Below are 14419 nucleotides of genomic sequence, written 5' to 3'. Positions count from 1 at the left end.
TGCGTAAAGTACTGATAATAAAGTTTTAATACTCATAATGCACATCCCGTATGAAAACCATACGGGATGTTTTATATTTGTACCACTATGAAACGCATCATCAACCTTTTCAGCAATAAGTACTTCCTTTCTGCCTCTATCTTTGTAGCATGGATGCTGTTTTTTGACAGAAATGATTTGATGTCTCAATACGACTACCGAACAGAGTTAAGAAAGCTCCAGGAAGAGAAGGACTTTTATACCAAAGAAACTGAATTAGTAAAAAAGACCTTAGGCGAGCTGACTACTGATCAAACCAAGCTCGAAAAGTTCGCCCGAGAGAAATACCTCATGAAAAAGGAAAATGAGGATGTATATGTAATTATTCCGGAGAGAGAGTTAGAGAAATAACTAGAATAAGAACTTATCCAAATTGAACCAATTGCATAAAATATTCTTTACCCTCTTGGCCACCCTGGTTATTCCAGGAGTGTCGCTGGCGCTTGCTCAGCAACCAGAACCCCAAAAAGAGGTCATTATACTGGATAAAAACACTCCGCTAAAACGAACCACCACACTAACTTATATCGGGGAAATAAAAGGGAGATCTTACATCAAAATTATACTGGAACCTGTTCAAACCACTGGAGGTTCGGAAATGATTTCTGTTCGGGGAACCTGCTATGAAGCAGCATCAGGAAAAACCCATCCGATGGCGGGGACTATTGATTCGGAAACCGGCAGCTGGAACCTGAGATGCCTCAACAACAAAAGACAAACAATCTATACCTTCAAAGGGCGCGAAAACTTCGAAGGGACTATCGAAGGAGACTGGAAAAGCAAGCATGCAGGCCTATCCTTCTATCTTTTCAAGAAGGAAGATCAGGCGCCGCTATAATTCACCTCCTCTTTTTCTCAAAAACCATTCACAGAATATCAATCCGCAGATAAGGCCTAAAAGCCATTTCACATTGATCAGGTCGTTTACCGTGGCATCTTCATATGATACCGTTTTCACCATTTCATTCTTATCAATTGCTCTTGCCATCTCCGCCAACTGATGCGGATAAAACAGCTCTCCGCCGCTCTGCATGGCGAGCTGATGGAAAAGATGATGGTTCGCTTTCACTTCCTGAAACTCGAGCTGATTGGCTCTCACCAGCAGCTTGCCTCCAGCCTTATGCGTAACACTACCTAGCTTGGTAGATGCTGTGTAAGTATATTCACCTGCAGGCAGCACACCCACATTAAGTGTATACGAGTTGTCCGTTCGCGACAACTGATACGAAAAGATTCTATTGGATGCTCCAAGCAAGGTTAAAGACACGTCAGGCTTATTTACCAGCTCAAGTGCCTCATTATACAGCTCTGCGTTGATAATAACCGGCTCACTAGTAGTATAAAGCTGCTGAGAGGAATAAACCCTGAACCTACGTTTGTCCGTATCTGCCACCAGATATTGCATCGCCTTACGTAAAAGTTCATCGATCAAGTTATGATTTCCCGAAGCGAGATAAGCCTGAAGGCGCCATCGCCAGATACCCTCCGCGCCAAACACAGCGAACCTGGGCTCAGAGTCGGGAGAGAAGCTAAAAAGCGGCCTGCCGGTATTGAATTTACCAACTTGCTGATGAAGAAAATCATCATGATTCCCTTTGTAATGAACATCAGAGAAGGGCACCAGCAAGGGACCGTAACCTCCTATCGCATAATTCAAACTGTCGGGCACAGCGAACGCCCCGAAAGAAGAGTTTATAACCGCTGAGGCCTCAAGCGGAACCGCTGCGGCTCTTAGGTCAAGCAGGCTCTGCATGGAGGAGAAAGCAGGAAGGTCACTTTGAGCACCCAGGACATATAATATAGGTTTAGCCTTGATCATACCCATAAAAGTATGTAAACGCTCTCTCAGGGAAGGCAACTGATACAAGATGAGCAGATCAGCCTTTGCGATTTCAGCAGCCTTAAGATCTTGTACATAAGCAAGACTTACCTCATAATCACCCGCCATTCCAAGTGATTGCCGGATAGCACCGATATCCGGATGCGGAGCATCGGCAATAATCAGAACACCTTTTTTTACATCACGAGCCTGAATGTAAAAATCACTTATATTATTTTCAACAGAGACCTCATCTGGTAGTGTGTCTAGACGAACAGTATACCGTGTTGTCCCTGCACGCTGCGCAGGTAAAACAACCGAAAGGTTCTGATGGAAATTATCTGAGTTGACACTTAATACCCTCGAAAATACCACTTCCCGTTCTCTGTAAACCGAGAGCCTTGACTGATGCCCCTTACTTTGATACGCCTCCACTTGGAGGTTGATCTCGAAGTCATTGCCCGCCTGAATTAGCTCATTGTAATTGACATTGGATATCCGGAGATCCTTCCTCGCATTGGTGTCCCCAAGCGCAATGGAATAGACAGGCGCCTTCAAGGATAAAGCTTCAGACAGTGGATCACCTCCCCGATTATACAGCCCATCAGATGCTAAAATGATAGCCCCGACGTTTCTCCCGGCATACAGACTTCTTACACTTTGAAAAAGGGAAGAGATATCAGTACTTCTATCTTGCATATCAACACGAAGCCCCGCACGCACACTGTCACCGAGCAGAAGCGTATCTACCTGATATTTTTTTGCAAGTTCTTCATATAATCTTTTAACAGAAGCACGATATCGCACGCGTTCCGTCTTATCGGCCGGGCCAAGCGTCAGCGAAGCGGAGTTGTCCTGAGCCAAAATTATCAGAGGCTTCTCAAGCGTCTTTTCAACTGACCTGATTTCCGGAGCAAACAGAAGAAAGCTTATCGCAGCGACACTGAAAAGCCGTAATACAAACAGCAGGCGGTGTGGGATGCCCGTCGCCCGGTTAGCTGGCGCATATAAAAAAAATGCATAACCTACTCCGAGGAGAAGGCTGAACACTAACCATAAAAGATGACTTATCTGAAATTCCAAGATAAAAAAATTGGCATACTACCAAATGTAAATATGCCAATTTTCATTAAAATATAACCTGATTATTAGCAGAGATAATATCCCGGCCCTATATCTTATCAGTAATGCCTACAGCATACCGCCATCCACGGCAACAACTTGTCCCGTTACATAGGCGCTCAAGTCAGATGCAAGAAATACACAGACATTAGCCACGTCGTCCGTCTCACCTGCACGCTTCATCGGAATGCTTTGCTCCCAGCCTGCAACAACCTTCGGATCCAGAACGTCCGTCATCTCGGTCTTGATAAATCCAGGGGCTACAACATTCGTACGGATATTGCGCGAGCCAAGCTCCTTGGCCATAGACTTAGAAAAACCGATAATACCCGCTTTAGAAGCAGCATAGTTTCCTTGTCCGGCATTTCCCTGAACGCCAACAACCGAACTCATATTAATAAAAACACCTTTCCGGTTCTTCATCATGATTTTAGAAGCGGCCTTAGTAACATTAAAAATAGACTTCAAGTTGACTTCAAGCACATCATCCCACTGTTGCTCCGTCATACGCATGAGTAATCCATCTTTGGTGATACCAGCGTTATTGACCACAATGTCCAGCGCACCAAAATCAGCAACCACATCCGTGATAAGCTGTTCAGCCTGATCAAACTTAGAGGCATCCGACCGATATCCCTTGACCTTTGTTCCAGCCTGTTGCAATTCTTGCTCAAGAGCCAGCCCCTTCTCCACGGAAGACAAATAAGTAAAAGCTACATTCGCACCATGCTCAGCGAATTTTTCAGCGATCTTACGGCCTATTCCTTTTGAAGCGCCGGTAATTAGCGCAGTTTTTCCTTCGAGTAACTTCATAATACTAAATTATCGGCTGTGAAGTTAGAGATTTTTTTGAATCTACTTCGAATCCGCTATAAAATCCATCGAAACGGAATTAACACAATGGCGCGTATTCTTCGCCGTAAAACCCTCATTCAGGAATACATGTCCCAAATGCGCATCGCAGTTTGCACAGACGATCTCTGTTCGCTGACCATCCACGTCAGGCACCCTTTTCACAGCCCCCTTTATCTCGTCATCAAAACTCGGCCAACCACAGTGCGAATCAAACTTTGAATCTGAGCGGTACAAGGGCGCATTACATCTTCTGCAGATATACGTCCCTTTTTCTGTGTTATGTAAGAACTTGCCGGTGCCAGGGTATTCGGTTCCTTTATGAACAATGATGCGTTCCTCTTCTGCCGTTAATTTATTATAATTCATATCGCTTGTCATTATTTTCTTTACAGTCGTATCCCGGCTTCCCTTCTCATTGGACGAAACTTTATCCTGCGCACAGGCGCTAAGACCGACAAGTAAAAAACAGTACATTACAAAGATAGTTTTCATGGTAGTATACTAACGACTAAATCGTAGTGCTGATATACAGTCAGAAATCCGCTTCGATTTATGATGAAACAATGACTTTTAAATTTCAGTACTTTTGAAACGAAATCCCGGTGAAACTCACAAAGTAGAGAAGCATGACGACCATGCTTCATCGCCCTAAAAAACAATTTATACGCTAATGAAAATAACTTTTTTGGTGTTAGGTAAAACCGACGACAAATACATAAACGAAGGGATCACCAAATACCTCGGCCGACTCAAGCATTACATCAAATTCGATCTGATAGAAATACCCGATCTCAAAAACACCAAGAACCTAAGGGAGGATCAGCAAAAGGCAAAAGAGGCAGAACTGCTTCAAAAGGCATTGAACCCGACCGATCATATTATTTTGCTCGATGAAAAAGGAAGTGAATTTACCTCCAGACAGTTTTCTGAGTTCCTGAACAAGAAGATGGTCAGCGGGATTCAGAACCTCGTGTTCATCGTCGGCGGACCCTATGGATTCGATGAAAACATTTATAAGTTAGCCCACGGCAAAATATCTTTGTCTAAGTTGACGTTCTCTCATCAAATGGTTCGCCTGTTCTTCATTGAGCAAGTCTACCGGGGATTCACTATTTTGAAAGGCGAACCCTACCATCACGATTAACAACCATAAAGAGCAGACAGATGCAATTTAAACCAAGAAAATACCGCTATAGGGGCGCTGACCCCGACAAGGAGCAGAAAAACTTCTGGGTCCTTATACTAATCGGAATCGCAATCAGCGCTGCGATCATGTACTTCTTCTAAGTACAGAAACAAAAAAACCCGGAGTAGATCCGGGCTTTTATTTTATTTCTCTTCTGTAGATTCTTCAACTTCTGCAGATGCAGGAAGCGCTGTGGGCTCCTCGTCAAATAGCGGAAGCTCCTTTATGATGGAATACCAAACCAGGATCTTCTTCATATCTGAAGCGTAGACCTTTTCCTCATCATGGTCTGGGGCAACTTCTCTGAAATATGCTCTTAAGGTTTTTCCATCTGATTTAGCATCAGGAACCGACTCACTTGCCTTAATTTTTTCAAAGATGTCAATGAGCTTCAGGTCGCCGTTCTCACCAAAGACAGTAATATCTTCCAAAGAAGCTAGCTTGGATGTAGAAATATTCACTACAAGCTTCACCTTCTGCTCATCCAGACTTTCCAGAACAAATCCCGACTTATTCTGACCAATAACTTTGTATAGTCCCGGTTTTCCCGAAACAGATACCAGACCTCTTAAATTCATGCGCTTAGTTTTCTTCGATTACTTCAACACTCAAAATCTTATCACCCGCACGGATCGCGTCCACCACGTCAACATTCTCCACAACCTTACCAAAGCAAGTATGATTTCTGTCTAAATGTGCTGTATTGTTACGGCTATGGCAGATAAAGAACTGAGAGCTGCCTGTATCACGTCCTGCGTGGGCCATAGACAATACGCCACGATCATGATACTGATTTTCACCTGTCAGCTCACATTTGATGCGCGTACCAGAACCACCTGCACCTGTACCTGTAGGGTCCCCGCCTTGAATAACGAAATCAGGAATAACACGGTGGAAAGTAACACCATTGTAGAATCCTTCTTTAGATAACTTCAAGAAGTTAGCCACGGTGTTAGGAGCGTCCTTGTCGTAGAACTCTACGGTCATATCGCCTTTTTCTGTCTTTATTATTGCTTTACTCATGATTTCCTAATTTAAACGCCAAAGTTAATTATTTCATTTAGATTTAACGGACTAAAGGTTTTTCCCATAATCTATTTACACCATGCAAAGACTTTTGATGATCGCCCTCCTTCTCCATCTCTCATTCGGAGCAAGAGCCGCCTCGCTACTGGTCGCGATGGACGAAGATCAAAAAAACCATCTTAAGGCATACGGATTAACCTTCTGGGCGCTAAAAAACGGCGTCGAGGCAAACTGGCTGCTGAACTACCGCGGAGGAAGCTTTCTCTTCGCTTATTCGCAAGCGGTGGAGCAAGAGTGCAAAGTAAGAAATGTATCTTATCAGGTCCTTACCGATGCCGCCACAAACACTATCCTCACCACCATAGCCGACAATCAGGTAAATATGGATATCATCAAGCTTGAAAAAGCACCCAAAATAGCCGTTTACTCGCCTAAAAACAAGCTTCCCTGGGACGATGCCGTAACCTTAGTCCTCACCTATGCGGAAATACCCTATGACATTGTTTACGACGAAGAGGTGCTTAAGGGCAGCCTCTCCGGCTACGACTGGCTACACCTTCACCATGAAGACTTCACCGGTCAGTATGGTCGCTTCTGGTCTACATTTCGGATGGCCGAGTGGTATACCGATGATGTGAAGCTACAGGAAAAAACAGCGAAAAAGCTAGGCTATAAGAAGGTGTCACAAATGAAGCTCGATGTCGCCCTCTCTATCCGTAACTTCTGTGCAGGCGGCGGTTTTCTCTTTGCCATGTGCTCGGGGACCGAAAGCTTCGATATCGCCCTCGCTGCTGAAGGTGTCGACATCTGCGAAACGATGTTTGACGGCGACCCCGCGGATAATGACGCTCAAAAGAAGCTCGACTATACCAAAACATTCGCTTTTCAAAACTTCAGGCTGGACATGAACCCGTACAACTACGAGTTTTCAGACATTGATGCCACCGCCACCAGAACACTCGAACGCACCGACGATTTCTTCACCCTTTTTGACTTTTCCGCAAAATGGGATGTAATACCTACGATGCTCACTCAAAACCACGATCAGGTAATCAAAGGTTTTATGGGGCAAACCACCGCATTCAGAAAATCACTTCTTAAACCCAACGTGCTCGTTTTAGGCGAATCCAAGGCTGCAGATGAAGCACGTTACATTCACGGAGAGTTTGGCAAGGGCCAGTGGACCTTCTACGGGGGGCATGACCCGGAAGATTACCAGCATGCGATCGGCGATCCCCCAACGGATTTGCACCTGCACCCTAATTCAACCGGCTACAGACTGATACTAAACAACGTGCTGTTCCCCGCCGCAAAAAAGAAGAAGCAGAAAACCTGAAAACTATCCGCAGACCGGGCATCGCTCTAACGCTGATTAATCATAAAAACTCCAGCTCACACCGAACTTAAACAGCGCGCTGGGCATCGGATACCGGTTTACAGTATAATACCCCTTTGAAAACAAGCCCTGGTTTGCATAATCATATCTCACAAAAAGGTTAGCCCTTCGCAAAGCGAAACGCGCCCAAAGATCCACAATCGGATAAGATGAGTACTTCACGGGATAACCATTATAGAACTGGCTCACGTTAATGGCGTAGGACGAAGCCGTGTACGGAGTATTCAAACGAACATCAAAACCGAGATCAGCAAAGAGCGCCTTTTTGAAGTAGCTGTTTGAAAAATACACACTATTGTAAGTATAGAATTCAGGAATTCTTAATAAATCCTGATAGTCGGTTTTCTGATAAACCAAAAAGTTCTCCATATTGAACTTTCCTACTTTAAACCTCTTGCTCAGCGTAAGTTTTAGCAAGTTGATACTGCTGCCCTCCTGAGCCGGTTCAATTTCGTTCACAAACGGCGTTTCCCTTAAATACAGATAATTGTCGACGAGGAAATACTCCGCCTTAGCCAGCATATTAAACTTCGGATTAACATAAGCGAAAGACAGGTTATTCACCTTTGTATTATCGAAACTTCTGCTCCAGTTATGGTATGTATAAGCCAGATTTTCATAAATCATTTCCGGCGACTTATTTTGTGTATAAGCTCCAAACACGATACGCCCGACCGACCGGCTCAACATCAGCTGGGCTTTCGCATCGTAAAGATAATCTCCGGCGTTCCTTCCCTGTACAATTTGCTGCAAGTCCGCATTCAGATTCACACGGTCGCTAAAGCGATAGCCCGCGTTTGCCTTCAAGGTGATATTCTGAAAGGATGTATTATACTCCATCTGATCGTACCAGTACAGATCGTGGAGCATTCCCACGTCGAGTTTAATCTCGTTCTTCAGAAAGCTCACCGAGCGACCTCTCAGGTAGAAACTATACATAAACTCGTTTCGCAGATTTTTTATATGCGTGGAGTCGATAACCAACGTACCAGCACCGGCAACATCCGGAAACACGTTATAGGGATCGTCTTCATTCTTATAAAACCGGTAAGCCTCATTGGAGTACAACAAAGAATGCGAAACCCTTTGAGTTGGCAATATACTTGAACTACCCTCAGCCCCCGCTGTATCAATCCTCCCCAGATAGTAAAATTGCTTTAGAAAAAACGACTTTGACCTGTACGACTGACGCGTAGGATCACGTGTATTGTTCAGATGAACAGACTCTTCCTGAGCACCCAGCGTATTGGTTGAATTGAAAATGTCGTTGTTTCTCACCGAACCGTTTTCTTCCGTCTTCAGGGTGTTAAACAAGCCGTTTACAAGCAAATTATAGCGCTTTTTCGGCGACTCATACCAACTGAATACAGCTGCATTCAGATGATCCGAATTCTGGTTTCGATAAATCCCCCTCGCTCCCACACGAAAATAGTTTCCGCCGACATTCCAGTTCGGCTTAACGTTCTGCGAATGCGTCACCCTGAACACCTGCTCAGTCCTGCTGCCGTTTACATAGTATAGTGAAGTATAAGGCGTACGTGCACGGTAATATTTGATAGAATCCTGTGTAAGTTTAAAGCGGTCCATGGAGTGGAAACCAGCATCAAAGCCAATCGACTTGGTAGGAGTAAAAAGGAGATCCCGGTAAGGCAATCCCAAATTACCTAAATTAGCGCTCGGATTTTCCGGCGTAATCAGCGGATTATAATTTTGAAAACGATAAAGAGTGGTATCCAACGGTTCCGTTTGAGTACTGTCTTTCAGTAAACCAAGATTGGTATAGCGGATATAAGTCGAATTAAAAATCACCGTATCTCTCCCCTCCTCCTCCAGCTTACGCAGGGAATCCAGCTCAGCACCCGCCGACCTCACTTCAGGGGTTCCCTGAATCTGTGCGGCAAGCGGATTAAGGCCCGCAAAAAAAACTGCTACCAGAGCAACAACAAAATATCTCATCAACATCAAAACGTTAAAAAGAGCCAAGCAACTCTTTCAATATCAAGGTCATTTTAGGCTCTGCCTCCTGAGCTACACGTACAATCTCCTCTAAAGAAACAGGTTCCAAGGCTTCCAGGAAGCCTTCGTCTGTGATGACAGAAACGGCAAAGACAGGCAAGCCCATATGTCTCGCTACGATCACCTCCGGTACAGTGCTCATTCCTACTGCGTCTCCACCTATGATCCGCAAGTATTTATACTCCGCCTTTGTTTCCAAATTCGGGCCTGGTACCGACACGTAAACGCCCTTATGGCAGCTGATGTTATGTGCCGCCGCAATTTCCATCCCTTTTGCAATCATTTCACGATCGTAAGGCTCATTCATGTCAGGAAAACGGGGCCCCAGATCAACCCAGTTTCTTCCGCGAAGGGGATTTTCTGAAACCAGGTTGATATGATCCTCAATGATCATGATGTCACCCTTTTTAATGTCCTGATTCAAAGAGCCGCTCGCATTGGATACAAAGAGACGCTTAATACCAAGCATTTTCATTACCCTTACCGGAAAGGTAATCTGCTTCATATCATAGCCCTCATAATAATGCAGCCTTCCCTGCATCGCAACCACCTTCTTTCCATTCAGCATTCCGAATATCAACCGCCCTGAGTGAAACTCCACCGTGGAGATCGGAAAGTCCGGAATGTTCGAATACATAAGCTTATGAAGAACTTCTATATCACTTACAAGCCCCCCAAGACCGGTTCCCAGAATAATCCCTATTTCCGGTTCAAAATCGCCGATACGTTTCTTAATATATTCAGTGGTGTTATAGATATTTGCTAACATAGTCTTTTATTAATAAGTCAAACCTCTCCTTATCAGATTGATGAAATTCTGCCTCGACAGGCAGGTAGAAAACAGGCAGATATTCCAGGACTTCACGAAGACCCTCAGTCATCAGGCGCTGAATGTCCTTTTCGGTAGTGACAATTATCTTATCCAGTGCCTCATCCTGTCTGAAATCTTCCGCAAGTTTACTAATATTTTTTGGGCTGAAAGGATGGTGGTCGGGGTAATCATAGTGCTTTACAACAAAGCCTGAGGAAGTTATTTTCCGGCGCAGCGGTTCAGGATTAGCGATCCCTGTAAGCAGGTAAACCCTGGTGTTGCGCTTCAAATCTGCCAGCTCAACACTTTCTCCCTCAAACAGCGGAGTTAACCGTCCATATTTAAGATAAGAAAAAAGCACCAGTTGCCCGTCAAGTGGCTTTACCCTCTTTATGGCTCTATCTCGCTCGCTGTCGCTAAGATCTGTTTCTGTTTTGGTTAAAATAATAGCGTCAGCCCTGGCCCGCCCCGCGAAAGGCTCCCGAAGATTCCCTGCCGGCAGAACTACCAGGGGCTCATTAAGCCGGGTATAATCAAACAGCAGCAGCTTAAGTCCTGCATCTACCGCCCGGTGCTGATAAGCATCATCCAGTATCACCAGGTCATGCTCCTCCCGCAATTTCTCAATACCTGTCACCCTTTTCTCGCAGACGGCCACGGTGAGGGCCGGAAACTTCTTCTTAAACTGCAGGGGTTCATCGCCGCTATCGGCCGCCGTATCTCCTTCACTTACCAACCTGAAACCTTTTGTTCGCCGTCCATAGCCCCTGCTTAACACAGCCACGCGGTAGTCCCCGCCTAATAAACGGATCAGGTATTCTGCCATCGGGCTCTTACCCGCCCCACCCAGGGCCAGGTTGCCGATGCAGATTACGGGAAGATCAAATTTCCGTGAACGAAACACCCCGACGGAGTAAAAATAATTACGTAAACGCAAGATCATTCCGTATAAAAAAGAAAAAGGATATAAGGCCAAACGTAGATAGATCATACCGCTACTTGTAGAAAATAAACATCAGTTGTTCAGGATCATGCGGGTCGTTTCCCTGCCCGAAACAAGAGCAGCCTCAACAGTCCCCCCGTGCGACCCCGTATAGACCGCTTCTCCGGCAAAATAAATGGTATCCTGAACACCGGCACGCAGTGTTTCTATGGCTTCTCTGCCTTCCAGCGTCATAAAGGTGTATCCACCTTTTGAAAACGGGTTAGTATTCCAGTTGAAAAGAGAAAAGTCTTCCATCTGTTCATAGAGGAAACCTTCCTGTAACGCGAAGGTCTTCGCCAATGCCGCAACCGTTTTTTCCATCACCTGTTTATCGGTGCAGGAGTCCATCCTGGCAGCCTGAGGCCCCGCGATCCAACCGTATAAGATCGGTGTTGTATTAGGAGAATGCAGCCACCACGTAGGTACGGCCTCATCTGAAAACAAAAAGGTGATATCCGGATGTACTGTATCAGCCCAGAAAGCAGACTTAAACGCGATAACGATTTTTATCACGGCACCAAAACCGATCGCCCCGAAAGCACGCTCTTGTTCAGGCAGGGCAGGCTCAAACGTAATCGATCCCGCATTGCCGGATGGAATGCGAAGGATTCCCGGGGGTACCGTCACGATCAGTTTATCAGCCGTAAAAGATTCTCCATTGGAAGTTAAAACCTCAACAAACCCCTTCTGCCAACGGATCCGCGTCACCACCTTATGAAGATGAATGCTACAACCCGATTTATTGCATTCGGAAGCAAGAAAATCGATCAGACGTCCATAACCACCATTGACCCGGTATTGCACACCATCATCAGACCACTCATCGCGCAGCGAAAATACACTTACCCTATCAGGATCCGCCGCGTCATATCCTTCTGCAAGCCGTAGAACCTCCTTTCGCAAAACAGCGTAGCGGTCATCGCCAAAAAATGAAGCAAGAAAATCACTTAAAGTCAGGTCCGCCGTTAAGGTATTCAGGCGATCCATAAATTCCGTCCAATGTCCGGTCCTCTCTTCCGAAACTTCCTTACCATCCCTCACGCTGATCCCTTTCTGATCCACGGGAGCATAGGTCAGCCCAGCCTCGCTTAAAAGATCAAAAGTCAGCTGAAGGTCGCCATGTATAAATTCAGCTCCCAGCGCAAGAGGTATAGACCATCCCGGAATTTCGACATCCAGAATGCGTCCACCTGTACGGGCACCGCCTTCCAATACAGCAACCTTCTTTCCCGCAGACGAGAGATCCCGTGCAGCAAGAAGCCCGGCCGCGCCTGCTCCAATAATAAGAATCTGGGAATGGGACATAAAATTTCTTAAAGTTACAGAAAGTTTCATCCACCATAAAAAACTTCAAGAAGAACTTACTCTTCTTTAGCATATTAATTTGCAGAAATTAAATCGCTATTAACAGTCCGTAACTAGAGTGATGACCGCAAATGGTGTTTGTTAAATCAGATTTTTATAAATGCGCCCGAGGAGCGTAGCAACTTCCCCTATTTCTGCTTTCGAAATATCCTTACTTAACGCCTCATAAAACTCATTAAAGATCGGCTGAAGTTCCTCCCGATACCCTAATCCAGGCGCAGTAAGCGAAATTATCTTGTTACGCCGATCAGACGGATCTTCTAATCGGTTAACAAGCCCACGTTTCTCGAGGTTGTCCAGTAGAGATGTCAGGCTCGCCTTATTTTTTTGAATATTATCGGCAATATCCTGCTGATTCGTTTCTCCCTTTCTCCACAAGACAGTCAATACCTGTAACATCTCATAGGTGAGGTCTATCCCATGATCCCTTACCTTACGTTGAATAAACTGCTTCATCCCTAACCTTACGTTAAGAATCGAGTCGATTAACGCTCTGATTTCCGGTGATGAATTTGCCTTTTCCATAAATCTGATCACCAATATAGTTAGCATTGGTTAAATATCAAACTGACAAGGGAGACTCATTGTTTGCTTACTGTAAACCTTGGCTGAATTTTTGCAGCTCTATATTAATTATACCATATTTGGGATATTTACAGCTGAATTCAAGATGAAACATATTGCTATAATACTATTAATTTTTCTTTCTAAAACCGCTATAAGTCAGACACCTGTAGATCAATATTACGATTTCAGCCTCCACCTGTCCGAGGGGAACGCTGAAAAAGCAATGGAAATCGCCGAGAAACTGATTCCATCTGCCACCGTTCTTTCGAAGAAACAACAGGCCATATTCTATTTCAAACTTGGCAGGCTTTATGAAGACAGCAAAAACAAGCAGAAAGCCATTGTCTTCTACGAGAAATCGTTGACGCTTGAGCCTAATTATTATGTACCGCATCTTGCCCTTGGTTATCTCTATCTCGACCATGCCAATGCCTTATCCACCAAAATGAAGGCAGAAAAGACCAATGCCAGTGTAAACCAGCGATACATGGCCGAATACAAAGGGATTCTTAAGAAAGCCGTTCCCCATCTGGAAAAGGCTGTGGCATGTGACCCGAATGACCAGGTGCTGACCTCAATTAAGAACATTTACCTTGCTCTGGATGATGCCGCTACTTATAAATCCCTTGATTCAAGGATTGATGAGCTGAATAAAAACTGTGTCACAGTGTTGACTGAAGACTTTTAGCCCTGTAATTTTCGATAAACGGCCAAGAGCATCACCCGCACTTGGAAGAAAACGATACGCGCTTCCCTATCGCAAAGCCTAAGTTGTCTCTCTTTCGCTCCTTCGTTGCCCCGTTTGGTGGCGTTTTCGTTATTTTCCTGGATATCTTCTCTTTCCGTTGTTCCTGATCTCGTAGCAGCCTGTTGCCTTCGTAACACATCATACTGATGGCTGCTGCCCGTGTTTGCTGTTCTTCGTTAAGTTCAATGTTCACCGGCCCCGCAGGGTACGCTCCCGCTTGTTCAGCTGCGAAAGCGGCAATAATCGCACAGGGACTGAATGCCTTGCTGTTCAGCAGCACATAACCCTCCTCCATCCGTGTTTCAGCATAAGCCAGCAGCGACACGCTCAGCATCAGGAGCTGGTCTGCTTCAGCCCGGGCGTTAAAGCGGATCTCCTGCGCCTCCAGCTGTCCGTATTTGCGCAGCTCCACATCCCTGACTTCCAGGTATTCGAAGTACTCCTTGCGGAAGTTGAAGCCGATCAGGCTATACCGGATGCGGTA

General features: G+C 45.2%; 16 protein-coding genes and 1 pseudogene. 6 read left to right on the top strand and 11 right to left on the bottom strand.

The genetic code is table 11. The features are described 5' to 3' along the window. Positions 1-87 precede the first annotated feature (87 nt). Together ACKI5J_RS09745 and ACKI5J_RS09740 are read left to right on the top strand one after the other, a co-directional pair. Positions 88-390, top strand: coding sequence for an FtsB family cell division protein (locus ACKI5J_RS09745; protein ID WP_407428947.1), 303 nt, complete (start codon positions 88-90; stop codon positions 388-390). A 31-nt stretch (positions 391-421) separates the two neighbouring features. Next, positions 422-877, top strand: a complete 456-nt coding sequence (locus ACKI5J_RS09740) for a hypothetical protein (protein ID WP_407428945.1) — start codon at positions 422-424, stop codon at positions 875-877. Here ACKI5J_RS09740 and ACKI5J_RS09735 read toward each other — a convergent pair. The 3 genes from ACKI5J_RS09735 to ACKI5J_RS09725 all read right to left on the bottom strand — a co-directional run bounded on the left by ACKI5J_RS09735 (position 872) and on the right by ACKI5J_RS09725 (position 4327). Continuing rightward, positions 872-2941: a hypothetical protein gene (locus tag ACKI5J_RS09735; protein ID WP_407428943.1), complete on the bottom strand. Its 2070-nt coding sequence runs from the start codon at positions 2939-2941 to the stop codon at positions 872-874. The genes ACKI5J_RS09740 and ACKI5J_RS09735 overlap by 6 nt on opposite strands. A 108-nt stretch (positions 2942-3049) precedes the next feature. Beyond that, positions 3050-3793, bottom strand: coding sequence for a 3-oxoacyl-[acyl-carrier-protein] reductase (fabG, locus tag ACKI5J_RS09730; protein WP_407428941.1), 744 nt, complete (start codon positions 3791-3793; stop codon positions 3050-3052). Between the two features lie 42 nt (positions 3794-3835). Then, complete coding sequence (locus tag ACKI5J_RS09725) at positions 3836-4327, bottom strand: methionine-R-sulfoxide reductase (protein WP_407428939.1); 492 nt, start codon at positions 4325-4327, stop codon at positions 3836-3838. A 178-nt stretch (positions 4328-4505) separates the two neighbouring features. Here ACKI5J_RS09725 and rlmH point away from each other — a divergent pair, with 178 nt between their 5' ends. Continuing rightward, positions 4506-4979 (top strand): 23S rRNA (pseudouridine(1915)-N(3))-methyltransferase RlmH, encoded by a 474-nt coding sequence (gene rlmH, locus ACKI5J_RS09720; RefSeq protein ID WP_407428937.1) that lies wholly within the window; start codon positions 4506-4508, stop codon positions 4977-4979. A 20-nt stretch (positions 4980-4999) separates the two neighbouring features. Then, on the top strand, positions 5000-5122 hold the full coding sequence (locus ACKI5J_RS09715) for a hypothetical protein (protein ID WP_407428935.1): 123 nt from the start codon (positions 5000-5002) through the stop codon (positions 5120-5122). 42 nt (positions 5123-5164) lie between these two features. On the opposite strand, the gene ACKI5J_RS09710 is transcribed toward ACKI5J_RS09715, so the two are convergent. Together ACKI5J_RS09710 and ACKI5J_RS09705 are read right to left on the bottom strand one after the other, a co-directional pair. Continuing rightward, positions 5165-5599, bottom strand: coding sequence for a DUF5606 domain-containing protein (locus ACKI5J_RS09710; protein ID WP_407428933.1), 435 nt, complete (start codon positions 5597-5599; stop codon positions 5165-5167). 4 nt (positions 5600-5603) lie between these two features. Continuing rightward, the gene (locus ACKI5J_RS09705; RefSeq protein WP_106291809.1) at positions 5604-6044 is read right to left on the bottom strand and encodes a peptidylprolyl isomerase; all 441 of its coding nucleotides are present in this window, start codon (positions 6042-6044) and stop codon (positions 5604-5606) included. 157 nt (positions 6045-6201) lie between these two features. Here ACKI5J_RS09705 and ACKI5J_RS09700 point away from each other — a divergent pair, with 157 nt between their 5' ends. Further along, positions 6202-7383, top strand: coding sequence for an asparagine synthetase B (locus ACKI5J_RS09700; RefSeq protein ID WP_407429064.1), 1182 nt, complete (start codon positions 6202-6204; stop codon positions 7381-7383). A 36-nt stretch (positions 7384-7419) separates the two neighbouring features. Here the strand turns inward: ACKI5J_RS09700 and ACKI5J_RS09695 are convergent, their stop codons facing one another. The 5 genes from ACKI5J_RS09695 to ACKI5J_RS09675 form a co-directional block, all read right to left on the bottom strand. Further along, positions 7420-9399 carry a putative porin gene (locus ACKI5J_RS09695; RefSeq protein WP_407428931.1) on the bottom strand — a complete coding sequence of 660 codons (1980 nt, stop codon included), beginning with the start codon at positions 9397-9399 and terminating at the stop codon, positions 7420-7422. A gap of 13 nt (positions 9400-9412) precedes the next feature. Beyond that, positions 9413-10228, bottom strand: coding sequence for a purine-nucleoside phosphorylase (locus ACKI5J_RS09690; protein WP_407428929.1), 816 nt, complete (start codon positions 10226-10228; stop codon positions 9413-9415). Then, positions 10209-11261, bottom strand: coding sequence for a tetraacyldisaccharide 4'-kinase (gene lpxK, locus ACKI5J_RS09685; protein WP_407428927.1), 1053 nt, complete (start codon positions 11259-11261; stop codon positions 10209-10211). The genes ACKI5J_RS09690 and lpxK overlap by 20 nt, the downstream gene beginning before the upstream one ends. 24 nt (positions 11262-11285) lie before the next feature. Continuing rightward, on the bottom strand, positions 11286-12560 hold the full coding sequence (locus tag ACKI5J_RS09680) for a flavin monoamine oxidase family protein (RefSeq protein WP_407428925.1): 1275 nt from the start codon (positions 12558-12560) through the stop codon (positions 11286-11288). Between the two features lie 141 nt (positions 12561-12701). Then, on the bottom strand, positions 12702-13172 hold the full coding sequence (locus tag ACKI5J_RS09675) for a MarR family winged helix-turn-helix transcriptional regulator (protein WP_407428923.1): 471 nt from the start codon (positions 13170-13172) through the stop codon (positions 12702-12704). Positions 13173-13290: 118 nt separating this feature from the next. On the opposite strand from ACKI5J_RS09675, the gene ACKI5J_RS09670 reads away from it, so the two are divergent. After that, positions 13291-13875 (top strand): tetratricopeptide repeat protein, encoded by a 585-nt coding sequence (locus tag ACKI5J_RS09670; RefSeq protein ID WP_407428921.1) that lies wholly within the window; start codon positions 13291-13293, stop codon positions 13873-13875. Between the two features lie 31 nt (positions 13876-13906). Here ACKI5J_RS09670 and ACKI5J_RS09665 read toward each other — a convergent pair. Then, positions 13907-14419 (bottom strand): annotated as a pseudogene (locus ACKI5J_RS09665) (hypothetical protein); the annotation flags it as partial.

Source organism: Arcticibacter sp. (genome assembly GCF_045629565.1).
Classification (GTDB): domain Bacteria; phylum Bacteroidota; class Bacteroidia; order Sphingobacteriales; family Sphingobacteriaceae; genus Arcticibacter.
This window is presented reverse-complemented; position numbering and strand designations above follow the sequence as displayed.